This is a genomic window from Paenibacillus sp. sg306046 (genome assembly GCF_059821225.1).
On the sequence record NZ_JCAMRT010000014.1, the window covers coordinates 13845 to 38774 of the forward strand.

At 57.1% G+C, this 24930-nt stretch carries 24 protein-coding genes and 1 riboswitch; of the genes, 9 read left to right on the plus strand and 15 right to left on the minus strand.

The window, feature by feature from the left end; genetic code table 11:
* Positions 1-158 precede the first annotated feature (158 nt).
* Positions 159-740 (minus strand): DNA-directed RNA polymerase subunit delta, encoded by a 582-nt coding sequence (rpoE, locus tag AC6ROY_RS15320; RefSeq protein WP_500101442.1) that lies wholly within the window; start codon positions 738-740, stop codon positions 159-161.
* Between the two features lie 452 nt (positions 741-1192).
* Here rpoE and AC6ROY_RS15325 point away from each other — a divergent pair, with 452 nt between their 5' ends.
* Positions 1193-2371 carry a S8 family peptidase gene (locus AC6ROY_RS15325; protein WP_500101443.1) on the plus strand — a complete coding sequence of 393 codons (1179 nt, stop codon included), beginning with the start codon at positions 1193-1195 and terminating at the stop codon, positions 2369-2371.
* Between the two features lie 42 nt (positions 2372-2413).
* On the opposite strand, the gene AC6ROY_RS15330 is transcribed toward AC6ROY_RS15325, so the two are convergent.
* A complete protein-coding gene (locus AC6ROY_RS15330; RefSeq protein ID WP_500101444.1) occupies positions 2414-2884 on the minus strand; it encodes a YwiB family protein in 471 nt (156 codons plus the stop codon).
* Between the two features lie 155 nt (positions 2885-3039).
* Here AC6ROY_RS15330 and AC6ROY_RS15335 point away from each other — a divergent pair, with 155 nt between their 5' ends.
* The gene (locus AC6ROY_RS15335) at positions 3040-3939 is read left to right on the plus strand and encodes a metallophosphoesterase (RefSeq protein ID WP_500101445.1); all 900 of its coding nucleotides are present in this window, start codon (positions 3040-3042) and stop codon (positions 3937-3939) included.
* Here AC6ROY_RS15335 and AC6ROY_RS15340 read toward each other — a convergent pair.
* Together AC6ROY_RS15340 and speE are read right to left on the minus strand one after the other, a co-directional pair.
* Positions 3920-4174, minus strand: a complete 255-nt coding sequence (locus tag AC6ROY_RS15340; RefSeq protein ID WP_500101564.1) for a DUF2238 domain-containing protein — start codon at positions 4172-4174, stop codon at positions 3920-3922. The two genes, AC6ROY_RS15335 and AC6ROY_RS15340, sit on opposite strands and share 20 nt — an antisense overlap.
* Positions 4175-4211: 37 nt before the next feature.
* Positions 4212-5039, minus strand: a complete 828-nt coding sequence (speE, locus tag AC6ROY_RS15345; protein ID WP_500101446.1) for a polyamine aminopropyltransferase — start codon at positions 5037-5039, stop codon at positions 4212-4214.
* Between the two features lie 230 nt (positions 5040-5269).
* On the opposite strand from speE, the gene AC6ROY_RS15350 reads away from it, so the two are divergent.
* On the plus strand, positions 5270-7330 hold the full coding sequence (locus AC6ROY_RS15350) for a transglycosylase domain-containing protein (protein ID WP_500101447.1): 2061 nt from the start codon (positions 5270-5272) through the stop codon (positions 7328-7330).
* A gap of 350 nt (positions 7331-7680) precedes the next feature.
* On the opposite strand, the gene AC6ROY_RS15355 is transcribed toward AC6ROY_RS15350, so the two are convergent.
* Positions 7681-8214 (minus strand): YwhD family protein, encoded by a 534-nt coding sequence (locus tag AC6ROY_RS15355; protein ID WP_500101448.1) that lies wholly within the window; start codon positions 8212-8214, stop codon positions 7681-7683.
* Positions 8215-8384: 170 nt separating this feature from the next.
* Here AC6ROY_RS15355 and AC6ROY_RS15360 point away from each other — a divergent pair, with 170 nt between their 5' ends.
* Both AC6ROY_RS15360 and AC6ROY_RS15365 read left to right on the plus strand, forming a co-directional pair.
* Positions 8385-10607, plus strand: coding sequence for a M1 family metallopeptidase (locus tag AC6ROY_RS15360; protein ID WP_500101449.1), 2223 nt, complete (start codon positions 8385-8387; stop codon positions 10605-10607).
* A 10-nt stretch (positions 10608-10617) separates the two neighbouring features.
* On the plus strand, positions 10618-11427 hold the full coding sequence (locus AC6ROY_RS15365) for a hypothetical protein (protein ID WP_500101450.1): 810 nt from the start codon (positions 10618-10620) through the stop codon (positions 11425-11427).
* Between the two features lie 155 nt (positions 11428-11582).
* Here the strand turns inward: AC6ROY_RS15365 and AC6ROY_RS15370 are convergent, their stop codons facing one another.
* From AC6ROY_RS15370 to AC6ROY_RS15380, 3 genes are read right to left on the minus strand one after another with little or no spacing between them, the layout of a single operon-like run.
* Positions 11583-12308 carry a YceI family protein gene (locus tag AC6ROY_RS15370; protein ID WP_500101451.1) on the minus strand — a complete coding sequence of 242 codons (726 nt, stop codon included), beginning with the start codon at positions 12306-12308 and terminating at the stop codon, positions 11583-11585.
* A gap of 56 nt (positions 12309-12364) precedes the next feature.
* Positions 12365-13216, minus strand: a complete 852-nt coding sequence (locus AC6ROY_RS15375) for a M56 family metallopeptidase (RefSeq protein ID WP_500101452.1) — start codon at positions 13214-13216, stop codon at positions 12365-12367.
* A 3-nt stretch (positions 13217-13219) separates the two neighbouring features.
* Positions 13220-13636, minus strand: a complete 417-nt coding sequence (locus tag AC6ROY_RS15380; RefSeq protein ID WP_500101453.1) for a BlaI/MecI/CopY family transcriptional regulator — start codon at positions 13634-13636, stop codon at positions 13220-13222.
* A gap of 313 nt (positions 13637-13949) precedes the next feature.
* A riboswitch (cyclic di-AMP (ydaO/yuaA leader) is annotated at positions 13950-14085 on the plus strand.
* 3 nt (positions 14086-14088) lie between these two features.
* Between AC6ROY_RS15380 and AC6ROY_RS15385 the strand changes: the two genes are divergently transcribed.
* Both AC6ROY_RS15385 and AC6ROY_RS15390 read left to right on the plus strand, forming a co-directional pair.
* Positions 14089-14562 (plus strand): C40 family peptidase, encoded by a 474-nt coding sequence (locus tag AC6ROY_RS15385; RefSeq protein WP_500101454.1) that lies wholly within the window; start codon positions 14089-14091, stop codon positions 14560-14562.
* 157 nt (positions 14563-14719) lie between these two features.
* A complete protein-coding gene (locus tag AC6ROY_RS15390; protein ID WP_500101455.1) occupies positions 14720-16096 on the plus strand; it encodes a cryptochrome/photolyase family protein in 1377 nt (458 codons plus the stop codon).
* Positions 16097-16203: 107 nt separating this feature from the next.
* Here the strand turns inward: AC6ROY_RS15390 and AC6ROY_RS15395 are convergent, their stop codons facing one another.
* Together AC6ROY_RS15395 and AC6ROY_RS15400 are read right to left on the minus strand one after the other, a co-directional pair.
* Positions 16204-17745 carry a diguanylate cyclase domain-containing protein gene (locus tag AC6ROY_RS15395; protein WP_500101456.1) on the minus strand — a complete coding sequence of 514 codons (1542 nt, stop codon included), beginning with the start codon at positions 17743-17745 and terminating at the stop codon, positions 16204-16206.
* 248 nt (positions 17746-17993) lie between these two features.
* On the minus strand, positions 17994-18353 hold the full coding sequence (locus tag AC6ROY_RS15400) for a response regulator (RefSeq protein WP_500101457.1): 360 nt from the start codon (positions 18351-18353) through the stop codon (positions 17994-17996).
* 220 nt (positions 18354-18573) lie between these two features.
* On the opposite strand from AC6ROY_RS15400, the gene AC6ROY_RS15405 reads away from it, so the two are divergent.
* Complete coding sequence (locus AC6ROY_RS15405) at positions 18574-19296, plus strand: response regulator transcription factor (RefSeq protein WP_500101458.1); 723 nt, start codon at positions 18574-18576, stop codon at positions 19294-19296.
* Between the two features lie 62 nt (positions 19297-19358).
* A complete protein-coding gene (locus AC6ROY_RS15410) occupies positions 19359-20069 on the plus strand; it encodes a response regulator transcription factor (protein WP_500101459.1) in 711 nt (236 codons plus the stop codon).
* Positions 20070-20273: 204 nt separating this feature from the next.
* Here the strand turns inward: AC6ROY_RS15410 and AC6ROY_RS15415 are convergent, their stop codons facing one another.
* The 5 genes from AC6ROY_RS15415 to AC6ROY_RS15435 all read right to left on the minus strand — a co-directional run bounded on the left by AC6ROY_RS15415 (position 20274) and on the right by AC6ROY_RS15435 (position 24794).
* Positions 20274-22076 (minus strand): SpoIIE family protein phosphatase, encoded by a 1803-nt coding sequence (locus AC6ROY_RS15415; RefSeq protein ID WP_500101460.1) that lies wholly within the window; start codon positions 22074-22076, stop codon positions 20274-20276.
* A gap of 5 nt (positions 22077-22081) precedes the next feature.
* Positions 22082-22480, minus strand: a complete 399-nt coding sequence (locus tag AC6ROY_RS15420) for a DUF1987 domain-containing protein (RefSeq protein ID WP_500101461.1) — start codon at positions 22478-22480, stop codon at positions 22082-22084.
* 1 nt (position 22481) lies between these two features.
* The gene (locus AC6ROY_RS15425) at positions 22482-23027 is read right to left on the minus strand and encodes a SiaB family protein kinase (protein WP_500101462.1); all 546 of its coding nucleotides are present in this window, start codon (positions 23025-23027) and stop codon (positions 22482-22484) included.
* Positions 23024-24055, minus strand: coding sequence for a sensor histidine kinase (locus tag AC6ROY_RS15430; RefSeq protein WP_500101463.1), 1032 nt, complete (start codon positions 24053-24055; stop codon positions 23024-23026). The genes AC6ROY_RS15425 and AC6ROY_RS15430 overlap by 4 nt, the downstream gene beginning before the upstream one ends.
* Positions 24056-24206: 151 nt before the next feature.
* Positions 24207-24794, minus strand: coding sequence for a glycerol-3-phosphate acyltransferase (locus AC6ROY_RS15435; RefSeq protein WP_500101464.1), 588 nt, complete (start codon positions 24792-24794; stop codon positions 24207-24209).
* Positions 24795-24930: the final 136 nt, after the last annotated feature.

Consider the following 24930-nt stretch of genomic DNA (forward strand, 5'->3'; position numbering starts at 1 on the left):
TTAGTCTGTCCAATTTGTCGCTAAAAAAGAAAAAAGCGCCCCGCATTGGCGGGGCACTTTTCCGCAAAAGACCTATTCGGTCCAGTCGTCCATCTAAAGCCCAGAAAATAGTTTACTCTGAACGATGCGCACTGTCAAGGACAACTGTTAAATATCAACTATTTGCCATCCTCGTCGTCTTCATCCTCATCCGTTTCCTCATCGGACTCATCGTCTGAGCCTTCTTCCTCGTCCAGCGATTCCTCGTCCAGCTCCTCGGATTCGATCTCCTCGTCCTCGAAGAACTCGGTTTCTTCTTCATCGGCTTCCTCTTCGGCTTCCTCGAACTCATCCCGCGGCGTGTCGAACGAATCATAGTCCTCTTCCTCCGTGAAGGTATCTTCCTCCTCGGCGAACAGATCCTCATCATCCAGATCGTCGTCCTCGTCGTTGATGATGCGCGGACGCTTGCCGCTGCCGACCGTATCTTCCGATTTCTCGATCGGGTACCAGCGCTTCAGCCCCCACAGGTTGGTGCCAACGCAGGCAAAACGCCCGTCAATGTTAATCTCCGTATATAGTTGAGCAATAACCTGCATGACTTCGTCATCGGATAATCCCTTGATTTTGGCGATCTCCGCCATAAGGTCCCGGTAATAAAACGGCGTGTTGGCCGCCTTCAGGAGCTCGAACGCCAGATCCACCATCGGCATTTCCTTGGCTTTCTCCGCGCTGACTTTGAGCTGATACTGTGCACTCATGACATGGCACATCCCTTCCGACATGTTCAATGGGGTACTGATTCCGGCGCGGCATCCGCCTTCCTACTACAGTATCCACTAGTACCACTAAGTAAACCTTATTTTATGTAAAAATGCAACTGCTTCCGCGCAGGCTACAGCTTGTCCACCCCCCGTCGAAACGAGGGATCTCGCCTTGAACCGTCCGCCCGAAACAGGCGAATCCGTCCTGCGGCGGGATCTCCACGTCCCGACTGTATCCGCAGTATTCGAATGCGATGCCGCGATCGCATCCGCATGCTGCCCCTTCGTAAAGCGGAGTAGAAAGCGCCTCCCATGTATCGTATGTACGCCGCCTCCGTTTGACACGGCCAGACACCTAATTATTTGCAATAAGGCGAACTGCTCATACGGATATCCGGCCTCCCACATACGATACAGGAAGCATTACGGTAGAGGGGGAGCGATTGACATTGAATCCATCGGCTTTCGGCAGCTGGCTTCATCACGCGATGAACGCAGAAGCGGAGGGCAGCGGGCAGCGTTACATTATCCGGTTCCGATCGGCCGGGGATTACGCAGCCGTGGCCCGTTATTTGCGCAGCCGATCCGCGGCATCGTTGCGGCTGCGCCATATTCGTACGCTGCCCCTGATCCGGGCCATCTCCTGCCCGCTGCTCTCGGCCGAGCCTCTGGCCAAGATGGCCGCCGTAAAATCCGTCGAGACCGATGTCCGCATCCGGCTGACGGGCTGGACCCCCAACATCACGCCATCGGAGCTGCACAGCCGCCGATCCTTCCCGGTGTCCAAAATTCCATGGGGCATCCGCCATATACGCGCTCCGCAGATTTGGCCCAAATCCAAGGGAGAACGCATCCACATCGGCGTTGTGGACACAGGCGCCGACTATAGCCATCCTGATCTGCGGCACTGCCTGTCGCGCGGCGTCAACCTGTTGAATCGCCAGCTGTATCCGATTGATGATAACGGACACGGTACGCATATCGCCGGCACAATCGCCGCCTTCACCAGACAAAAGGGCATCGTCGGCGTCGCGCCCCATGCGCTGATTCATCCGGTTAAAGCGTTCGATCACCAGGGCGGCGCTTTCGTCTCGGATATTATCAAAGCGATCGACTGGTGTGTGCTGAGCGGCATGGACATCATTAACATGAGCTTCGGCATGCAGTCGCACAGCAAAGCGCTGGAGGCGGCCGTGCTGAACGCGCATCGCTCCGGTCTTGTCGTTGTCGCCTCCTCCGGCAATGAAGGCAAACGCGCCGAAATCGACTACCCGGCCCGCTTCCCCCAGTCCATCGCCGTAGGGGCCACGACCCGCAAAGGACGAATCGCTCCGTTCAGCAACGACGGCAAGCATATTGACATTTACGCGCCAGGCGAAAAAATTGTGTCGACCTGGCTCGACGGGAAATATCAGGAGCTGAGCGGCACCTCCATGGCCACCTCGCATGTCACCGGCGTCATTGCGCTGATGCTGTCGATTCGTCCAGGCTTGAAGCCCGGCCGGATCAAAACGCTGCTGCGCAAGCATGCCCGTTATATCGTGCGACCCGGCAAGCAAACGATCATTAAAGAGCTGCACGCCGCCCGAGCCGTCAACAGCCTGACGCGGGGGACCTGGAATCAATAGGAATAGGTCCCTTGCGTCCCGCTGCGGCTGCCGGTTGTCACCCTACTTGCCCTCAGGCTTGCCTGCGACCTCCAGCCGCACTTCAACCCGGCCGGCGGCCTCGCCCATCGCCGTCAGCTCATAACGCCAGACCGCCTCCAGCGGCGTCAGCTGTCCGTGCGGCGGCTGTACGAGGCTGACCGATTCCGTCAGCGTTTCCAGCTCCAGCCGTCCCTGCGGCGTATTCAGGTAGCCGACATGACGATGCCCCGGCACAAAAGCTTGCTCGAAGCTCGCATCTCCGTGCCGGACGATCCGGACCTCCTGCGGACGCAGACGAACGGTTGTCGTCGTCCGTCCGAGCTGGGCCTCCTCAGGCTCCTCGTAGCGTACATACAGCCAGCTGCCTTTGGCAATGAGCATCCCGTCCAGCTCGCGCTCGATCCGTTGACCGTCCGCGTTGCTGGTCAGCCGAATCCGCACCTCGGCCCTGGCGCTGCCGTCACCCGTCGGCGCTGCCGCTTGATTATCCATACCGCCACCTCCTCTCCGCTGTTCTTCTTGCCCCTCATTCGAGCGTTCCTTCCTCGCTTCCTCTTCCCGTACAAATTGCCGGAAACCTATCCGCCGCCTGCTGCGTCTAACCTCATAAGTATGAAAATGCGCAGAAAGCGGAGGACTAGCTACTCATGAATCATTCATCACCCGGCCATCCCCCAAAAACAAATCCGGCGAAGACAACTCGCCGCTCTTTTCTGAAAAAAGCGGCGCTCACCCTGCTCGGCGTTATCAGCCTCCCGCCCGCCGCTATCGCTTACGCCCGGTACGCCGAGCCGAAGTGGCTGGATATCGAGCGCATCACTTTACATACGCCAAGGCTTCCTCAAGCGATGAACGGCTTGAAGGTCGTCCAGTTCAGTGACACGCATCTCGGCTTTCACTTCGAGGCGGATGATCTCGCCAGTCTCGCGGAGACGATCAACCGGCTGGAGCCTGATCTCATCTGTTTCACCGGCGATCTGGTGGATTATTCGGTCGGCTCGCAAGGCGAGGCTTACGCCGAGGCGCTCGGACGCATGCAAGCCAAGCTGGGCAAATATGCCGTGCTTGGCAACCATGATTACTACCTCAAGGGCGGTGACGTCACCGTAGCGAAAACACTTGCCGCCGGCGGCTTCCGCGTATTGCGCAACCAGTCCTCGCGGCTTAAATGGAATGGCGGCAGCATATGGGTTGCCGGGGTCGAGGATATGTGGAACGGCAAGCCTGATATCGCCAAATGTCTGAACGCGGTAAATCACGACGACTACGTACTGCTGCTGTCCCACAGCCCGGATTATGCCGATACGGCCGTCGATTTCCCGGTCGATGTCCAGTTGTCCGGCCACAGCCACGGCGGCCAGGTGCGCATTCCCTTTTACGGCCATGCCGTCGTCCCCCGCTACGGAAAAAAATACGTCATCGGCCACTATCCCATCGGCGAGCGCAATTTTCAATTGTACGTCAACCGGGGCATCGGCGTCTCGCAGCTGCCGGTCCGCTTCAACTGCCGCCCGGAGCTGACCTGCTTCACGCTGACGAAGGCTTGAAGCCGCGGCCAAGCGCAAGCAGCGACAAGGCGATCAGGCTGCCGAGCAGCTCCAGCTCCATATCATGATGCGTATCCCAGACATCCCCCTGTGAGCCAAGAAACAGCGCAACCCGCTGCGCAACCCACATCTCGATCAGCTCACAGAAAGCGCCTGTCAGCTGCGCTCGCCCTTTGCCGGGTACTGTCGACGCCGCTTCCCCGCTAGAACGAAAAACCGGCCGTCCCCTGAGCAGGCAACCGGCCGGTTTTCAATACGGACGCAGGTCCGGCTTACTTCGTCAAATCCTCCACAAACTTGGGCAGCACAAAAGCAGCTTTGTGCAGACGAGGCGAGTAATATTGGGTGTCGATCTCCGGAATCGCCGTCTCGTCAACCGCAAGCGGATCATATTTCTTGCTGCCCAGCGTGAACGTCCACAGACCGCTCGGATAAGTCGGGATGTTCGCCGCATAGACACGGACAATCGGGAAAATTTCCTTCACGTCGCGGTTCACGGTCTGAATCAGCTCGGCTTTAAACCAAGGGTTGTCCGTTTGTGCGACAAAAATGCCGTCTTCCTTGAGCGCGTCATAGATCCCTTTGTAGAAGCCTTGGGTAAACAAGTTAACAGCCGGACCGACAGGCTCGGTCGAGTCGACCATGATGACATCATACGTATTTTTATGATCGTGAATATGCATGTAACCGTCGTTGACGATCACCTCAACACGAGGATTATCCAACTCGCCCGCAATCGTCGGGAGAAACTTCTTGGAATATTCGATAACCTTGCCGTCGATATCGACCAGAACCGCTTTTTCCACCTCAGGGTGCTTCAGCACCTCGCGTACAACGCCGCCGTCACCGCCGCCCACGATCAGCACCTGCTTCGGATTCGGATGGGTAACCAGCGCCGGATGAGCGACCATCTCATGGTACACAAACTCGTCCTTCACCGTCGTCATCACCATGCCGTCCAGCACAAGCATCGTGCCCCATTCGATCGTTTCGATCATGGCAAGGTCCTGGAAATCCGTTTGTTCCTTCACATGGGTTTCCGTAATTTTCGCCGTAATGCCGAAGTTATCTGTCTGTTTCTCTGTGTACCACAATTCCATATGTGTTAGCCACCTTTCCTTGGTTGCAAACCACCGCCAGACATGTCAAGTTGTATTATAGTAGATATCCCCGAAAATGCAACCGGACGCGGGGATGAAAGCAGTCCTTCAAAAAAAATTAACGTAATTCGACGCGTCGGGTGAATACGAACTTCTACCCTTTTCCATAATGGGAATAGAACCAACCATTCGGACTGATACGCTAAGTGACACGCTAAGGAGGGAAACGTATGGCCGCTTCCGATAAACAGCAACGGAATAACGCGCGCGGCACCGGCAAAAAAAGCCGCTTGCGCGCCTTGCTGTCGTACGCCTTCACCTGCCTGATGCTGGGCGCGGCCTGCGGCATCGTCGGGCTGCTGTTTATGCGCTCGCAGGCGCTGCCTGTGTCTAAAATGGTCGCCGCCTCGGAGCTCTATGACGTGCATGGCCAGCTGATCGAGGCGTACGGCGGCGGGAAAAGCACGCAGACGGTCCCGCTGAAGGAGATGTCCGACAAGCTCGTCCAAGCGACGCTGGCGATTGAGGACCGCAGCTTTTATACCCATTACGGCTTCGATCCCAAAGGCATCGCAAGAGCCGCGTGGGTCAATCTCCAGCATATGTCCAAGGTGCAGGGCGCAGGCACGATTACGCAGCAGCTCGCCCGCAATTTATATTTGAGCCATGAGCGCACCTGGTCGCGTAAGGCGAAAGAAACGTACTATGCGATCCAGATGGAGCTGCAGATGAGCAAGGATCAGATTTTGGAGCAATATTTAAATCAAATTTATTACGGCCATTCCACCTACGGGATTCAAGCCGCCGCCCAGCTGTTTTTCGGCAAAAACGCAAGCGAGCTGACACTCGCCGAAAGCGCGCTGCTGGCCGGCGTGCCCAAGGGGCCGCGCTATTACTCTCCTTATTATGATCTGGGCAACGCGCTGGAGCGCCAGAAAATCGTGCTGGGCACGATGGTTGAAGCCGGCTTCATCAGCCAGGAGCAGGCCGATCAGGCGGCGCGGGAGAAGCTGACGATTATGCCGCTGGAGGCCAAAAAAGCAGCCGTCACCGCGCCCTACTTCCGCGATTACATCCGCAGCCGGGCAACCGAGCTGCTCGGCATCGAGGAAAATGAATATGAAGAGATGGGCTTGCGCATCTATACGACGCTTGATCTGAATGCCCAGAAGATCGCCGAGGAAACGATCAAGAAGGAGCTTGAGGCGTATCCGGAGCTGCAGACCGCGCTGATCGCCATTGACCCGCGCAGCGGCTATGTGAAGGCGATGGTCGGCGGCCGCAGCTACGCGGCCAATCAATACAACCGGGTGTTCGCCACGACGCGCCAGCCCGGCTCCTCCTTCAAGCCGCTTGTGTACTTGACGGCGCTGCGGGACAAGCAGTACACGGCGGTTACCCGCTTCACCAGCGAGCCGACGTCCTTCACTTATGACAACGGCCGGAAAACGTACACGCCGAACAACTATGACGGCAAATATTTCGGACCCATTGATCTGCGCACGGCGATCTCCAAGTCAGACAATATGTTCGCCGTCCATACGATTGTGGAAACAGGTCCGGAGCGCGTGATCGAAACCGCCCGCAGTATGGGCATAACAAGCCCGATGGAGCCGCTCCCTTCGCTTGCGCTCGGCACCTTCCCGGTCAGCCCGTTCGAGATGGCCGCGGCATACGGCATTCTCGCGAACCAGGGAGTCCGCGTGGAGCCGATCGCGATTGTGCGGATCGAGGACCGCCGCGGCCGTCTGTTATATGAAGCGGCGCCTGTGCAAACGCCGGTCGTCGAGCCGACCTATGCGTATGTGATGACCCATCTGATGGAAAGTGTATTTGATCTCGGCGGAACAGGCAGCCGCGTATCCGGCGTGCTCAAGCGCCCGGTAGCGGGCAAAACGGGGACGACCGACACCGACGCCTGGATGGTCGGCTATACGCCGGAGCTGGCGACGGCAGTCTGGGTCGGCTATGATAAAAACCGGAAGATCGGCGCAGTGGAATCGCATCTGGCCGCCCCGATTTTCGCTGCATTTACGGAAAAAACATTGGAGTCGGTGCCGCCCAAAATGTTTCCGATTCCGGAGGGCGTGACCCATCTGTATATTGATCCGGCGACCGGCAAAATTGCGAACGACAGCTGCCCCAAATCGCGGCTGGAAGCGTTCGTCCAAGGCACGGAGCCGCAAGAAACCTGCACCTCGGAGCCGGTGAAGGACGAGCTTCCTCAGCCGGATCAGACGAAACCGGGCAGCTCGTGGTGGAATGATCTCAAGCGCTGGTGGTCGAGCTGACCGCCGTGGGGCAAGACCTCCGAAGCTGCGCGGCCGGCGCGGAATGCGCGGCGGGAATGCGCAGCGGCCAAGCTGGCGCAGGAAAGCCGCGAGCCGGCGCTTGGGGTCAGCGGTTGGCCGTTGGCGGTTGGTCGACACAGCTGGAACAAGGAGGCGGGCGACCGCCGCCTTGTAAATGACGCCCATGCCGGGCGGACACACAAAGAGGCAGACCCGGGGGTCTGCCTCTTTGCTGTCCTAGTATATGATGCATATACTAGCCATTAGTATACATCGTTACGACAAATGGCACAAGACCGTCACATAATGGACAAACTTATAACAAAAGCTTCGGATCGAAGCACTTCCATTTAGGATAAAGCTTCCTTCAGCGCCTCGTCCGAGCGTTCCCACATGTCGCGGTCATTCTCCACCAGAAACCGCTTGAGCTGCTCCTTCTCCTTGGCGCCCAGGTTGTCAAGCAAAATGCGGCGCTTGAGCGCGTAGTCCATCCGATTAACGTGGTCGGCTAATATTTTCCATCCTCTGCGAGCTTCCGGGTCGACGGTCATCTCACAAGACGTGACACCTGCGTAATATTTGCCGTCCTCGCGGAAGTCCACAGCCACCCAGACGATCCAGCAGGTACGGCCATTCGGCACCTCATCCTTGTTTAAGACAAACTTGATCCCCTTCTCCACCTTGCTCTTCGCATGCAGCGCCCCCACATCCAGATACGCCTCATCGCCGTCGATGATGACGCTGGACAGCTGGCTCAGATCAATCGCCCCTTGGCCGAAGCCGCGATGCTTCGTTTCCTTACTGTTCACAATATTCAAGGACGGCAGCTTTTTCTTCTCCCCCGCCTCGGCGGCTGGCTGGCCGTTCTGACCGTTTGCTTCCATCAAATAAGCTCCTTTCCTATGTCCGGCTGTGGCTTCACGCCCGTAGCCTTACGTTAACCTGTAATGCCCTTATTATCCATGAAACCGGCCGCCTTGACAATTTTTTGTTCATGATCCCCTCCCTGTCCACATATACATGCTGTAGATGCTTGTCAACGGGGTGAATATGGATGAGAAAACGACTCGGCAATCGACTCGCGATATGGGGCTGCCTGACAGCCCTTGCCTGCAGCACCGCCCTGATCCCGGCTTGGCTCGGTGCAGAGCCGCCGGGAGCGATCCCCGAGGAAGGCTGGCAGCTGCCCTTCCTGGCCGCCGGAGCGGAACTCGCTTCCCGGCAAGCTGACGGCACGGAGCTGCCGATTCCCAAGCCGGTACGCAGCGCAGGCGGACACGCTGTCGTCGCAGCCCCGGCCTGGCCGGACTCCAGAGGACCGGCCGACGGCTCCTCCACAGGCCTGTTTCTGCCGCAGACGGCCTCCGGCGAAGCGCGTCCGGCCAGCGCCAGAGCCAAAGCCACGGAGCCGGCGGCTCCTCCGCCCGCTCCGCCGAGCCTGCCCGCCAAGCCCAGTGAAAAGCCTGCGCCTCGGCCGCTGTCCAATCGGATCGTGGAATACCATCTGAACGCCGAATACGACGCAGAGGGCAAGCTGATCAAAGGCACCTCCTCAATCTCGTGGAAAAATCCGGGCCATGCAGCGGTTGAGGAGCTGTATTTCCACCTGTACCCGAATGCCTTCGAATCGAAGTCCTCCACGTTCATGCAGGAGTCCGGCGGCAAGCTGCGCGGTGATGCCAGCCATGACCGTAATTACGGCAGCATGCAGCTAACCTCGATCCAGCTGCTGGACGGACATGAATCCGAGCTGGTCGGCCAGCTTGAATTCGTTCAGCCGGATGACGGCAACAAGCATGACCGCACACTCGTTCGGCTGCCGCTTCCTCGGGCCGTCGCGCCGGGCGAGGAGGTGACGCTGCAAATGACCTACACGGTGCAGCTTCCGCAAGTATTTGCCCGTATGGGCTATGCGGGGAATTTCGTTATGGCCGGGCAGTGGTTTCCCAAAATTGCCGTCTACGAGCCCCCGGGCACCCGCGGCAATGCAAATGGCGGCTGGAATTTGCACCAGTACCATGGCAACTCGGAGTTTTACGCCGACTTCGGCATCTTCGATGTCAGGCTGAAGGTTCCTTCCGCTTATACGGTTGCCGCTACCGGCTTTCCGACCAAGCCTGTCGCAGATGACGGACAAACGAAAACGTATACGTTTTACGCCGATGACGTGCATGATTTCGCTTGGGCCGCGTCCCCGGACTTCATTTATGCCGAGGAGCCGTATGCGACCAAGCAGCTGCCAGGCGTGCGGATCAAGCTGTATCTGGACCCTAAGCATGAGCATCTGAAGGCCCGGTATATGACGGCGGCCAAGAAGGCGCTTGCCCGGTATTCGGAATGGTACGGAAGCTATCCGTACTCCACCTTGTCCATCGTCGTTCCGCCTGCGGACGGCAACGGCGCGGGCGGCATGGAATATCAGACGCTTGTCACTGCCTGGGGCGCGACGGAGGACAACCCGAGTCTGGAGCTGGAGCGAGTCGTTGTGCATGAGATCGGACACCAGTTTTTTTACGGCATGGTCGCCAGCAATGAGTTCGAGGAAGCCTGGCTGGACGAAGGATTCACCTCCTACGCCGAGGATCGGCTGATGGAGAAGGAATACGGCGTGCGCTCCAATCGGCTGATTGAAGCGAGTTATATGACGAATCCGGCTTCCCTGAAGCTCAACGCCTGGCAATACGGCGGTCACGATCAGTATGCGGAAAATGTGTACACCCGCGCCAAGCTTGTGCTCAAATCGCTGGAAGCCCAGGTCGGCAGCGAGACGATGCACAAAATTATGCGCGCCTATTTCCAGCGCTGGAAATTCAAGCATCCCGGCACAGCTGATTTTCAGAAGGTGGTCGAGGAAGTCACGGGGGCGAGCTGGCAGGAATTTTTCGATCAATATGTAACCGGCGGCTTGATGACCGACTTCGAGCTGGCCGGCATTCAGATCAGGGAGGTTGAGGAAAACGGGCAGCGGCTGTATGACAATCACGTCAAGCTGCGCAGACTCGGCGGCACGGTGCAAACCGTCCCGGTCCGCTTCCACTTTGCCGATGGCACACAGCTGGACAAAACGTGGAATGGCACGGAAAGCGAGGTTCTCCTGACCCTGCGGCACACCGCTCCGCTTGACTGGGCCGCCATCGACCCGCAGTATACATTAGTGCTGGAAAATAAACGGATCAACAGCTTTATGAAAACGAAGGTGGACACCCGGCTGTCTGTCCGCTTGAATCTAGGCGTCGTCAAAACTCTGGAGACCTTGTTCGGCTGGGTCGTATGGTGAGGTGATCATCGTGTGGAATCGAATCAAGCTGGGCTGGAGCCTCGCCTGCGGGCAGCCCTTCGCTGTATTTACACTGTTCGCCTACCACTTGCTGTGGGGAGTAGCGCTTTACAAGCTGGTGCAGTCGGTGCTGCTCCCGCTGCTGCACCGCTACCCGAGCGAGCTGTCGCAGGAAGCTGTTCAGCTTTTCTGGATCGAAGGCCAGTTCCAGCTGATGAAAACGGATGTATTGCAGCCGCTGCTCTGGTGGGGCGCGGCGCTATTCGCTCTGCGCGCCCTGCTTCACCCCCTGCTGAATGCCGGCGTCTATTATTCTCTCCATCATACGCAGATGAATGCCGGCTACCGGTTTGTCGAGGGCATCCGCCGCCTTACGCTGCCCTTTCTCGGCTATTATATGATGCAGCTCGTGCTGACGCTCGCGCCGCTCATCTGGCTGGCTCCCCGTTTATGGGCGCAGCTGTCCAAGCAGCCGTCCTATGCAGAGCTGGGCCAGGCGCTGCTTCCGGCGCTCGCAGCGTATGCGCTGTATGCGTTTGGCGTCCAGCTGTTTTTCATGCATTTGCAGATTGGACGCACAAGCGGACGGTCCTTGCTGTTCAGCGCCTTGTTTGCGCTTCGCCACCTGCCCGCAATTGCGGCTGCGGCCTCGTTCATCCTGATCGTGACCGCGGTCGCTACCGCCGCTGTAACGGCAGCCGCTTTTCTGTGGGCCGGCTTCCTCGCGCTGGCGGGCATTCAGGCGTACAGATTGGCCCAAATGTTGTTCAAGCTGTGGTTGATCGGCACGCAATATGCGCTATGGACCGAGAAGGCGTAGCATGCTGAACTGAACTTGATGAAAGAAGCAGTATGCCACCGGCAACAAAAAGACGCCCGATCCCGCTTGCAAGCCGGGAAAGGGCGTCTTCTCTATTTTAACGGGGTTAACTTTAAGGCGCCGGTTAACCCCGGAATTGGTTATGACAAGCAGCCTTAAGCTTTCTCCATGACGAGGCGCAGCTGGACCTCCAGTTCATTTTGCGTAGCGAGCGTGACGGTGTGCGGATTTTTCAAGCCGAAATCGTCAAAGGTAACCTTGGTGCTGCCCTGCAGCTTCAGCTGCCCCTGGTCATACATTGCCTCGCTTGTAAACACAACGTCTTTTGTTTTGTCCTTCACCTTCAAGGTGCCTTTCAGCTCTACCGGCACCTTCGTGCCTTCTTTCCACTCCTTAGGCAATTCTCCGAACGAAGCTACAGTAAAGCTGGCTTCCGGGTATTTTTCCGTATCCAGGAAATCCGACGCGCGGACATGATTGTCACGCTGTCCGTTGCCGGAGCTGAGCTTGGCCACTTCGATTTTCCCTTCGGCCTTGGATTGGGCCGGCGAGTTCGTGTCGAGCTGCCAGGAGCCTTGCACCGGCGTCACGACAAAGTTAACCGTTTCCTTCGAGGTCGTAACCGAGAAGTATACTTCAGAGGTCGGAATTACCTTCCAATTGCCGTTAATGGCGTTTGCCTGAAGCGTCGGGGTCGACGCTGCTCCGGCTCCCGCCGCTCCTGTCGTACCTGTTGATCCTGTCGATGCTGCCGCCGGTGCGGAAGACATGACATCTTTGACCTCGATGTGGTTGCCTGCGTAGTAATCATAGGCCCAGTAACCGCCTCCCGCCAAAAGTACTACAGCTGCTGCCGCAATTGCCAATTTTTTTGTATTCATCCTGAACTCCTCCTCGAATTCGCACTACACAGTGTAGTGTCAATTTATAAAAAAAATTAAAGCAGCGATAGAAAAAATACGCCCGATTTTATCAGCACGACCGGCAATGAAATCATCATCAGCTTCACGGGCCATGTCTGTGAGGCGGATGCCTCCGGGTCTACAATATTATTGATTCTGTAATGAATGGAAGTATCGGCAAACGACACGTACGCAAATTGTACGTCAAGCGGCCGTTTCTTTTTTTTCAGCAGCTTGAGCAACGCGCTTCCGATATTGGCTGCTGTGCCAGTAGCTGTCATCGCCTCATGATCGGCCACGAGCTCGCGAGCGATTTTATACTGGCTGCTGCACCAGTTCAAAATCGGGATATACCACATGACCTGACTGACTATGTGAAGGGAGAATGTCTTCAACGGATCGCGATGACGGCGGTGAGAACGTTCGTGGTAATACACGGCTTCCAGCTCGTCCGAATCCAGCAGCTCCAGCAGACCGGTTGAAAACACAATTCGCGGCTTCAGCAATCCCAGCGTGAGCGCAATCGGCTCCGCAGCGGAAATCACGACCAGCGAATGGCTGTCCTCCGGAAAGCGTGCCCGAAGCTCGGCCGTTAGCGGCCCGTGCTGCCGCTCCTCGATCCACTGCAGCGCGCGGCGGAAAGCTTGAGCCTGGTTGCCGACCAGCCAGAGACTGACAAGCAGCGTGTACAGCACCATAGCGCTCAGGATCGGTCTGATCGAATCGAAGCCCATTGCGCTGAGAAGCTGGCTGCACAGTATGAAGATGTTAAACTCGAGCGACCAGCCCAACGCCTTGTGAGCCGCGTACAGCCCCATCTGCGTCCATACCAGCAGTGCAACGAGCATCGGTATTGCAAACAGAATTTTGGAGCGGTTTTTCCACATGACCTATCGTTCCTTTTTCAGCGCTTTTACTTTCTGCTCCAGCTTCTCGATCATCGCAGGGTCCGCTTCTTCCAGCGCATCCAGCATATGATTGACGACAAGCGGGCCAAAGTCCTCCAGCAGCCCATGTGTAATTTCTTTCGACTGCTTCTCCAGAAAGTGCTCCTTCGAATCGAGCGGCTCGTATACCGACGAACGACCCTCCGGCTTCTTGCTCAGCAGTCCCTTGTCAACCAGCCGGTTCATAACCGTCATGACGGTATTGAAGCTCAGCGGTTCGTCCAGGCGTCCAAGCCGTTGCTGCACTTCCTTGATCGACAATCCCGGCTGTGCCCACAAAATGTCCAGCACCTTAGCCTCGAGCGGACCGAAAAACCGGTTGAGACCTTTCTCGTAGAACTTGAAGTTTTGAATTCTCATGGCTCCCGCACCTCACACTACAAATTGTAGTTTGTGTGCGGAGGAAAGTCAAATCCTACTATTTCCTACCGGTTATTCCTACCGGCAAGCTGTATCGCTCCCCGGTCCCGCGCCTGTTTCGATGAATTTGGACAAAACCTGCCAGCGCCCCTTATTCCAATTTTTTCAAATTAGGAACCAGCAATCCGCTCCGCGGCGACATCCAGCTTTACCCGCCAAGGTTTCACTTTAATCGAGATAAATGTGACAATTTCGTGACAAAGAAGGAGTTCGTCGCTTAAACTCGAATACTTGTACTTCAGCACAGCCAAACAAGAAAATATTGCCGAATTTCTGTCTTAGAAAACGGGGGAACCATTTCTGGGTGAATTGATCTCGCATAAGAGTGATCATAGGGAACCTTCAACCGAACCCTTCAGCTAACCTCGTAGGCACCGGAAGGGGAAAATTCTTTGAAGAAGCTGGTCGGTTTTGTTTGCTCTACCGTTTTATTTTTCAGTATCTCGCTAGGCAGCGCAGCTGCTGAAACCCCACTAAGCGCAGCGGTTAACGAAGGCTTGGGCACCCCGTACAAAGCGGCGGGCACTACGCTGAACGGCTTCGACTGCTCCGGCTACACGGCGTGGGTGTTTGACAAGCTCGGCCTTGATCTGCCGCACTCCTCCAAGGCGCAAGCCCAGGAAGGCTCCAAGGTTGAGAAAAGCGACCTGCGCGCAGGCGATCTCGTATTTTTCAACACCGACGGCAAAGGAATTTCCCATGTTGGCGTATATGTAGGGGATGGAAAGTTTTACCATTCCGCCAGTGATGACGGCGTTGTCATTACGAAGCTCTCCGACAAATATTACGCCAAGCGTTATGTCACTGCACGGCGCGTCCTCACAGAGGACATGTTTAATCAAGTGATGTCTGACACACAGAAGTAACCTGCTGCTCGTTCAACTTTTAAGCCATTGAAAAACCTCGGCCTGCTCCGCTGATTTCGTTCGTTTTCCGAATGGGATTCGCCGGTCCGCAGCCGGGGTTTTTCTTTGTACAGCCTGCGATGCGGGCGCCATACAGCCAGGGAAAGGACTCGCTGCCATGATCTTATTCATCCACCGCAAGGATCTCCGCATCCATGACCTGCCCGCGCTGGACGCCATCCGCGCTTCCCGCCTGCCGAGCTTGCATCTGCTTATTCTCGACCCGTTTCTGCTCCGCAACGGTCGGGAGGCCGAGCATAGCGGTCGGAACTTTCTCGCCCATGCCGGACGCCTGCAGCGCCTCTACGCCGAGCACGGCGCACAGCTTCATCTGCTTTACGGCGAGCCGCAGGCGGTGCTCAGCCGTGTGCTGGCGGCACATCCGATCCGCGAGGTTGTCCTCCACGGCGACTACACCCCGTACGCCCGGGCCCGCGACCGTCTACTGCGGCAAGCTGCCGAGCTGCACGGTGTTCCGGTAACGGCCTATGACGAAGCTTCGCTCGCCGATCTGCGCGACTTCGTACAATGGACGGGGCGCGAGGAGCCCTACAAGGTGTTCACCCCGTTTTATCGGCGCTGGAGTACCTATGTGAGCGAACGCTTCCGGCCCTCCTCCCCGCACACGATCCGGGAGCTGCGCACCGCCGCACTCGCCGAAGACGTTGCAGCCGACTTCCGGCTGCCTCCTGAGCTGGAGCCTTTGATCAACGCAGGCGATCCTTGGCTGGCCGGCGGGCAGCTCGAACCGCAGCAGGCGCTGGAGCCGTTCCTGGAAGAAAAGCTGGCCGGCTACGCGGACGGGCGGGACCGGTTTGCGCGTGCAGACACAAGCCGGATCAGCCGCCATCTGAACGTCGGCTCGCTATCCATCCGCGACGTATACGAACAGCTGCTGCAAGCTCCGCTGGGCATAGAGCCTTGGCTGCGGCAGCTTGCCTGGCGCGACTTTTACCTGTACCAGTCGCGGCTGGACCCGGACTTCTTCCGTTATGAGCAGGTGTTCGACCTGTCGCCGCTCAGCGAGACGCATCTTCAAGCCTGGGCGGAGGCGCGCACCGGCATTCCGATTATTGATGCGGCGATGACCGAGCTGAACGAAACAGGCTGGATGCCCAATCGGCTCCGCATGATTACCGCGATGTTTCTGACGAAAAACCTGGGCTGTCCGTTCCCGCTGGGCGAACGGTATTTTCGCCGCAAGCTCAGCGATTACGACCATGTACTGAACCGGGGCGGCTGGCTGTGGTGCGCCTCGCTGGGCTTCGATGCAGCTCCGTATTTCCGGGTGATGAACCCGGTCACGCAATCGCAAACGCATGACCCGTCCGGCGCGTACATTCGCCGCTGGCTGCCCCGGCTGGCCGGGCTGACTGACGCCGACATTCATCGGCCGCTTCCGGAAGCGATCGTCGATCTGAAGCGGTCGCGCGCGCAGGCCATTGACACCTACAAGCATATTCTCGGGTCCCGCTCCGCTCCGAAGCCGGAGTAAGACCTTGCAAGCCTGAGCGGGCGGTCTGCAAGCAAGCCGATTCATTCCGTCATCGGAGGCGTTATCGGATGCGTTATCGGAGCAGCGCAAAAAGACGGCCGGAGGGATTATCCCGCCGCCGTCGTCCGCAGCGTCTCGTTGTAGACGCTGGCCGTGTTTTTCCCGCTGCGCTTCGCCTCGTACAACGCCAGATCCGCACACTTGTACAGCCCTTCCGCATCAAGAGCCTGATCCGGCGCAAGCGCTATGCCGATGGAAGCGGTCGTGTAGAAATCCTGATCCGTCCCCTTCATCCGAATCGGACGCTCCAGCTCGCGGAGAATTTGCCGGGCGACGGATAAAGCCGCCAATTCATCGGCGGCGGCATGCAGCACGACCGCAAACTCGTCGCCGCCAAGGCGAGCCTTCACATCCGCCGTCTGCTGCACGACCGAGCGGATGCGGCTGCCAACCTCCCACAGAAAGCGGTCGCCCGCATCATGTCCGAACGTATCGTTGATATGCTTGAAATGATCCAGATCAATCAGCAGCAGCGCCAGCCTGGAGCCTTTTCGCTGGCACTTGCGGATGCCGAGCTGGAGCGCATTTTCGAACATCGGACGGTTGGACAAGCCCGTCAGCACATCATGGGAAGCCAAATACAGCGGCTTCGCCACCAGCCTTGAAATAAAATAGGAAATCGCCAGCGATACGCAAATGGTCGCCAGAAATTGCAGCAGGAAAATTTCATTGTTATGCTCCAGGATTTCCCGAAGCTCCGTCTCATCGTAGACAATCTCAATCACTCGCTGATCCGTAAACTTGACCTGATCGCCCCCCGTACGCACCTGATAGGGCACATACCGGTAATGCAGCGGAACTCCGTCCTGCTCCCTCCGCACTTGCTGAATCTGCCGTTCAGCCAGCGACCGCTCGAAATAAATGAGGTTGTCGGCCGCCACCCGCTGCGATTTGCCGTCCGCGCCTATTTTGCCGAACGACTTGCCCGTCGTTGTGTACACCGTCACCCGGCTGACGAATGGATAAGCTTCCTCCAACTGATCACTGATTTTCAGAAAATCAAACTGTTGCAACACAGGATGCTGCTCCACGTACACGCCGAGCTCCAGCAAATACTTGTGATCGGGCGTCGGCATATAGCTGTATTTGCGCAGCTTGCCTGTGTTGGTTTCCTGGTCAATGCCTTCAGCCACGAACCTGCTGCCGTTCAGTCTGTCGCGGAGCAAGGAAGCAAATACGCCCAGCGAGCCATCCTGCTTGCGGAAGCTTAATCCGATATCCGGAGGAAAGCTGCTGTACACGACGGTCTGGGTTTGATCCAGCACATACACGTCCATCCCCTGAAAGGTTTGCTTGAGGGCCGCATAGTCCCACTTGCTCACATCGGGCTGCTCCGCGTATTGATTCAGCAGCAGCTCCGAGTACGCCTGCATCTGGTTGTCCAGGCTTTGTCCCAGCAGCGCAAACGCCTTGTCCGCGTCGGTGATCGCAGTGACGATCATATCTTCAACCAATTGCGTTTTCCCCATATAGCTTTCGGTCAGATGATCCTGCCAGCGCTCCCGGTTAACAAGCGATATCGTAAGCGTCAGCAGTATGCTGAACACCCCCATCAAAATCATCAGCTTCAATCTAAAGCCGGCCTGCATGGTGCTCCTCCTCTAAGCTGCCCTAGCCTCCAGACTCCCGCCGGGAGCCTGCGACGCTGCCACATGCGGCAAAATTAATGCAATGAATTAGGACCGTAGACCCATCCTGATACGTTTATCGGCCGGAAGGCTTCGTTTATTTAGGCGCTGCCGCTGCTAACCAGCAACCCCTGCGCCGGCAGGCAACACTTCCGGATAAAAAAAGAAGGCCTCTCCGCTTGCCGTCTGACAAGTGAATGGGACCTTTCTTAACCAAGCAATCGCTTCAGCGTGCTGACCACACGTTCCTTCTGGACCGGCTTGACCAGAAAATCTTTGGCCCCCAGCCGAATTGCCTCAATCACCATGTTCTGCTGTCCCATGGCCGAGCACATCAACACCTTGGCATCGCGGTCCTGTCTCATGATATTACGCAGCGCCTCTACCCCATCCATCTCCGGCATCGTAATGTCCAGGGTGACGAAGTCCGGCTTGAGCTGCGAATATTTCTGCAAGGCGACCAATCCGTTCTCCGCCTCGCCTACGATTTCATGTCCGAGATCCCGCAGCATCCCGCCAATAATCGCCCGCATAAACGCGGCATCATCTACAACTAGTACTTTAGCCATATCCAGCCCCCTCCCCTCTCTGCCCGAATAGGCTGCATAGACAATCGCAAACTTCCAGAACTATGATATACTTAAAAGTATAACGTACTTGTATCAAGAACGGTTTCAAATTGAGATCAATTACTTTAAAGGATGCTTGAACTTCATCCTGATTTCGCCTCCCGATTCCCGCTCCGGGTCTCTCAAGAGGCCTGCACGCCAGGGAAAGGAGTTAATCGCCGTGAAGCACCATAAAATCCTCATTGTCGAGGAGGACCCGGCAGCCCGAACTATTTTGCTCACTTATTTGACGGAAAGCGGCTTCGAGGTTCACCCCTTGTCCGGTGCCGATGATGCTCACGAGCAATTCGACCTAGTCGAGCCTGATCTGGTTCTATTGAGTATAGTCCCGCCGCTGAGCGACGGGCTGGCATTATGCGAGCAGCTCCGGACGTATTCCAACGTCCCGATCGTGCTGCTGAGCGAACAGCAGGAGTCGGCGGAAATTATACGCGGGTTGGAGCTCGGGGCGGACGATTATATCGTCAAGCCCTTCGACCCCAACGTCGTCGTCGCGCGGGTGCAGGCAAATTTGCGCCGGTCGGGGGTGTTCCGCAGAGACCGCAAGTGGGAGCTGCCGACGCCGGCTTCATCCAGAGAGGAAGTGCTTAGCTGGGATGGGCTGGAGATCGACATTCTCCGTTTTCATGTACTGCTGCGCGGGTCGCCCGTCGCATTGGTCACCAAGGAGTTTCAGCTGCTTGTGTATTTGGCTCGGCATGCCGGCACCGTATTTACGCTGGAGGAGCTGTATACCGCTGTGTGGGGCATGGAGAGCCATGGCAACACCCGGACGGTTATCGTCCATCTCAGCAATCTGCGCAAGAAGCTTGAACCTTCCGCGGGCCGTCCCGTTTATATTCACAACATTCGCGGCGTAGGCTACAAGTTTGACCCCAGCTAGCTGATGCCGCCGGACCCGCCTTCGCTCTGCCGGATTCACACTATCAGATGAAGGAGTTCTTCATGGTCAAGGAAAAAATATTGATTGTCGAAGATACGGATGACATCCGGGATCTGCTCAAGCTTTACCTCGAGCCGCAAGGCTTCACCGTGATCGAGGCCAGCAACGCTACCGATGGACTGGCATGCTTCGAACGGGAGGCTCCCGATCTCGCACTGCTCGATATCGTGCTGCCCGACCTGGACGGCTACGAGCTGTGCAAGCGAATTCGCAGCATGTCGAAAGTGCCGATTGTGTTTATCAGCTGCAACACCTCCTCGGGCGACATCGTGCGGGGGCTGGAGCTGGGCGGCGACGACTACATCGAGAAGCCGTTCGATCCGGCGGTCGTCGTTGCGCGCATTCAGGCGAACCTGCGTCGGGTGCCGCTCGGGCGTCCCCGGCCGGAGGCACGCAGCACGGCACCCGCTTCCGAGATGATTCAGATCAGCAGTCTGGAAATTGATCCCCCGAACCTGCGGGTTCGTTCAGGGGAAGCCGTCTCGCTGCTGACGGCCAAGGAGATGCAGCTGCTCGTCTATTTGGCGGCTCACCCGAATCAGGTATTTGCGCCCGAGCAGCTGTACCGCGACGTATGGGGCAGCGACAGCGCCGGCGATACCCGCACGATTTTCGTGCACATCAGCAGCATCCGCAAAAAAATCGAGCCGGACCCGGCCCATCCGACGTATCTGATGAACATTCGCGGCTCCGGCTACATGTTTAAGGGCTGACGGCGGCGGGCCTGCCACCTTGCCGCCTCGGATCGACTGCGGCGGCAGCGCGCCCGCTGGGCATGAGCCGCTCGCTTTAACACATCGAAGAAGCCTTCGAACGCCGTGCACACTGCACGCTTCGAAGGCTTTGGTCATTCAGGCAGCACTGCCTGCCGGCCATAACCGGCCTGCCCTGCTTCTCTTCCGCCACTCCTCCCGGAGTCAGGAGGCCTGGAATGCCAGCAGCGTAATATCGTCGCGCTGCGCTTCCTCGCCCCGGTATTGCTCCAGCTCCTCCCAGAATACCCCGGCCTGCTCACGCAGCGGGATATGCCGGTGCCGCTCCAGCAGCTCTGCAAACCGGCGCTTGCCGAAAGCATGCCCCTTTTCCCCGCCGCTCTGATCGAAGAAGCCGTCCGTCGCCATATAGCAGACCGTGCCTGGCAGCAGGCGCAGCTCATGCGACTCGAACGGAAACTCCATCGGCGTGCGCCGGTAACCGATGCTTTTCCGGCCGCCCTCCAGCAGACGGAACTGCTCCGCATCCCGGATATACAGCGAGCACTTGGCGCCGGCAAACCGCAAAATCGACTGGTCCTCGCTCACATAACAAAGCCCGATATCAAGCCCGTCATCCGTCGGCCCGGCAGACTCCGTCTGCTGCAGCGTCTGCTTGACCAGACGGTTCAGCTTACCCAGCACACGCGCAGGCTCGTCGGCATATCCTTCCTCAGCGACCCGGTCCAGCAGCGTAATCGCCAGCATCGTCATCAGCGCGCCGGGCACTCCGTGGCCGGTACAATCCCCGATCGCGATCAGCGTACCGCCCTGCAGCGGCTTCGCCCAGTGGAAATCACCGCCGACTCCGTCTCGCGGCTTGTAAAGCAGCACATGCTCTCGTGCAGCCTGATTCCACTCCTGCGGACGAAACAGCAGCGATTCCTGAATACGCTTGGCGTAATCAATGCTGTCGGTCAGCTTTTCATTGCGGTCGGCCAGCTCCTGCGTCCGCTCCTGCACCTTGCGCTCCAGCTGCTGGTTCATCAGCAATGCCCGTTCATATGGATTGGCGAGCCGGTGGGACACATAATAAAACAGAAATAAAATAAGTACAAAGGAAATGAGCGATACCGCCAGCGTATTCAGCTTGATGCGGCTGAGAAAGGCCACCGTCTCCTGACGTTCAATCTGGAACAGCAGCTGCATGGAGCTATCGACCAGCGGATAGCTGATCAGATCGGTCAGTTGTCCGTTCGCTCCCTTGAATTCCAGCGTCTGCATGACCGGCTTACTCTGGCTCAGCAGCTGCCTGACCCGGCTTTCCTCCAGAAAATCATGGATTTGACGGCCGTAATCAGCCTCATTGGCGGCGAGTACGATTTGCCCGTTCGGATTGATCAGCCAGAGCTGACTGGTGGAGCCGTATTTAAACGAGCGGAATTCCTCGGCCAGATCGGATAAGCTTTGTCCGACGCCGACGACAGCCAGCGGTCGGTCTCCTTGCTTCACCAGCGCGTTCGTGAAGACGAACGCCTCCTGCCGCTCCTTGTTGTAATCCAGCTGCACCTGAATGTCCTGGCCGGAGGCGACAAAGTCGTAAAACCAGCGGTCGGCCGGATCACTGCGGCTGATCGTGCCGAGCAGCTTGCCGTTTTCCCCCCAATATTGGCGGGTTTCATGGCTAACGATGAAGGAATTGCTGTAGCCGAACCGTTGCACCAGGGTCGTCAGCCGCTGCAGGGAATGCTCCCTCCGCTCGCCCGCCGGCTCTCCCTCAAGCAGCCATTGCCGGATTTCCGGGTCAGCGGCCAGCACGTAAGAGGTTTCCTTGGAGCGTTCGATGCGGGCATCTACCTTGGCTGCCATCGCCTGAGCGATGACGGGCAGATCCTTCTCCTTCAGCTTCTTCACAACACCCGTTTCTGTAAACACGTAGACGATTACGCCGATCAGCAGCATCGAGAAAATAATGACCAGGCTGGCGAAGCCGATAATACGCAGCGTCCCTTTATCATAATACTTCATCGGCTTTACGCCTCTTCCTGCAGCACGATGTCAAACGGCAAACTCAAATCTTCCTGAAACTCCTCGGCGCATTCCTGCTCGCTTTCGTTGTCCGGACTGCAGTACCAGACCAGTCTGACATCGCAGCCGCGTTCATACGCAGCATCCAGCTTTTCCAGCAGCATCATGAAGCACTTCGTGCTGCTTGTATTCATATAAGGCAGTCTCATTTCCACCTGTACGGATTCCTCGGTTCCGATATCCGTCAAATAGGTATCCACCCACTGCAGCAGCGGGTCAAAAAACTTGAACGCATTTTCCGGATAAGATTCCCCGCTGATGTGCAGCCGATGGGCTTTCGGGTCAAACCGGACCAAAGGCGTGCTTTTCGTCGCCTCGACAAACAATTCGCTTAGTGCCACCATCTCAAATCACCGCCTTTAATGTAAAAAACGACAACTCCTGGTCAATCGGCATGATGACATAGTCGAGCGGCTTGCAAGCCTTTCTCGCCATCTCAATTAGCCCGATGCCGGCTCCCTGCTCGTCAGGATCGGAAATTTCGCGCAGCTTCTCCTTGTACATCCTCTTGAGCGCAGGCTTGTCCAGCCCGATCAGCAGATCGAGCGCAGCCGACAGCTCAGCCGCATCCTGATTTTCCAGCAAATTGCCGCAGTAGATGAAATGTCCGTCGTCCGAGTGGCCGATGGTGACAATGCTGGAAGAAGCGATGCGCTCAGCCAGCGGGCTGCCCTCCTTGCTGACGCAATAATTTTTAATATTTTGCGTCTGCTCGATGAAAATTGAGAAAATATCGCGTACCTCGCTGCTTGGCCGCTCCGCCTGCTCCACATATTTTTTTACAGCATCGCCGTATTCTTCAATCAATCCCTGCGTCAGCTTCCCGGAGAAGCTGATCAGAATCCGGTTGGCCTGCAAGTAGCGCTGCACTTCAAACAATGGATTCGTCATGATAATCCTCCTAAAATCGTCGAACGTGACGTACCATCGTACGTGTCGAGCAATTCAGCGGGAATCAGGAAAAAGAAGGTCGTCCCATCCCCCGGTGTGCTGGTCACGCCAATTTCGCCGCCATGCTTCTGGATAATTTCCTTAGTGATCGCAAGGCCCAGACCAGTGCCTTCAACTCCGCGTGCCTTGGCTTGCTTGCTGCGGAAAAACCGTTCGAAAACATGGACAACCTCGTCCTCGTGAATCCCCATGCCTGTATCCGATAGCCTGACAAACCAATGTCCGAGCTTGGCTCCTTCGTACTTGGGCTGAAATTCACTCGTTAGCCGGATTACACCGTCCGGGCCCGTAAACTTGATGGCATTTTGAATGAGATTTTCAAACACCTGATCCAGCCGCACCGGGTCCGCCCAGACGATCATCCCCGCCTCTGCCGATTCGGTTTCCTTCCGATCCGGGACAACCTCCAGCCTGATGCCGGCCCGTTCGCATTCCGGTTCATATTTTTGTTTCACCGACGCAATGAAGGCTTCAATATGAATTTGCTGATGGTCGAAATGATTGCGGTTGGCCTGAAACGAGGACAGCAGAAATAAATCCTTGATCAGATGGTTGACCGTAAGCACCCGGTTGTAGATCAGACGCAAATATTTCTCCTCGGGCTGGATGACCCCGTCGAGCAGCGCCTTCACATAACCCTGCACCGCCACCATCGGCGTTCCCAGCTCGTGGGAGATGTCGGCAACCAGTTGCTGGCGCAGCTTCTCCAGGTGATGAAGATTGTCATTGGCCGTATGGATTTCCTGCTCCTGCTCCTTCAACGTTTTACCCTGAATATCACTGATCCGGGACAGCTTGATCGTCGTTTTGAGCAGCTTCTCGTATTGCGCTGCCAGCTCCTGATGAAGCGGGTACAGCTCTTCTCGGGACAGAGAGCGGTCCACCGCTGTCCGCTTGGCCGCTTCGGCGAGCCGCAGCTCGTCCGCAAACAACCGTCTATAATTGGAATCCCGATCTTGATGGGACAATAAAGCTCACCCCGACTCTCGATTTATGCCGCCGTCCCTCTATTATATCGAAATTTACAACATTTTAATTGAATAAAAAGGAGAAATCTCCGGCGGTCAGATTAAATTTTCTTAATATTTCATTCGTACAGCACAAAAGCGGCCTCCTTGCTCAGCTCCTCAGCCGGGCCCATAGCTGTTTCACAGTGACGCGATGCGCGTAGAGGATCGCCAGCGTCGTTGCCAGCGCCAGCAGCGGCAAGGGCGCGCCCTGCTCTGGATACATATACCCCGCCAGCACAGGGAAAAGCACTGCTCCGAGCAAGCCCGCGGACGTCCAGCTCCGCCAGACGAGCAGCACCGCCGCCGCCACCGCCAGCATGACCAGCCAGATTCGCCAATCAAACAGCAGCGTCCCGCCGCAAAATACGGACATGCCTTTGCCTCCCCGAAAAGACAGCAGCGCGGGAAATAAATGACCGAGCACAACCGCCAGCAGCGCGGCCGTTGCAAAACCCGGTCCGTCATCAAGCGACTTGGCACAGCCGACCACGAGCGCTCCCTTAGCCGCATCGCCCAGAAAGGTCCACAGAAACGCAGCACGTCCGTAGACCCGTCCTGCATGATACGCGCCCGGATTACCGCTGCCCGTCAAACGCAAATCATCCCCGTCCTTCAGCATCCCGATCCAATATCCGGCGAGCAAACCGCCCAAGCCGTAGCTAAGCAGCATAAATGCGCCCGCTGCCCATATCGTCAATGTTCGTCTCCCCTTCCCGGCGCGTCATAGCCGCCCTTCCTTCGCTTGGCTATGACGCCTGCGCCAGCTTACAGACGTATCGTGGCTCTAGTATACGGACATTTATCCATCGACGGGAGTACTAACTTCAACTAGT